The 741-nt window shown below is 66.7% G+C and carries 1 protein-coding gene; it reads left to right on the top strand.

Annotated features, from left to right (window positions below; translation table 11 throughout):
• Positions 1-10 precede the first annotated feature (10 nt).
• The coding region (locus CF8_RS20475) for a leucine zipper domain-containing protein (RefSeq protein ID WP_036493891.1) at positions 11-741 on the top strand (731 nt) is incomplete at its 3' end.

Below are 741 nucleotides of genomic sequence, written 5' to 3'. Positions count from 1 at the left end.
GGAGGCCTTCATGTCCCACGCTAACGCCACCCTCACCCCGATCACCCGTCTGCGCATGGCACGGTTGGTCGTCGACCGCGGCTGGACCTACGCCTCAGCGGCGAAGATGTTCATGGTTGCTCCGCGGACTGCCAAGAAGTGGGCCGACCGCTACCGCACCGAAGGGCAGGCCGGGATGGCCGACCGAAGCTCTCGACCCCACGCCAGCCCGAACAAGACAAGACCTGCGCTCGTTCGACGGATCGTGCGGCTCCGTTGGCGCCAACGACTCGGTCCCGTCCAGATCGCCGGCCGCCTCGGGATGCAGGCCTCGACCGTTCACGTCGTGCTGGTGCGATGCCGAATCAACCGGCTCTCCCACATCGACCGAGTCACCGGCGAACCGCTGCGCCGCTACGAACATCCCCACCCCGGCTCGCTGATCCATGTCGACGTCACCAAGTTCGGCAACATCCCCGATGGTGGCGGGCACAAGTTCCTCACCCGACAGCAGAGCAAGCTCAACGCCCGGGCCACCGCGCGCCGCACGGGAGAACGCGGCAAGAATTCCGAGCCGCGGATCGGAACCGCGTTCGTTCACACCGTCATCGACGACCACTCAAGAGTGGCCTACGCCGAGATCTGCACCGACGAGACGGCCGCCACCGCGATCGGAGTCTTGGAACGCGCGGTGGCCTGGTTCGCCGAGCACGGAGTCACCGTCGAACGAGTCCTGTCCGACAACGGCTCGTGCTACCGCTC

Origin of the sequence: Nocardioides sp. CF8, from assembly GCF_000389985.1 — a bacterium.
Lineage (GTDB): Bacteria > Actinomycetota > Actinomycetes > Propionibacteriales > Nocardioidaceae > Nocardioides > Nocardioides allogilvus.
Note: the sequence above shows the minus strand (reverse complement) of the source record. Positions and strands in the feature narration are given on the sequence as shown.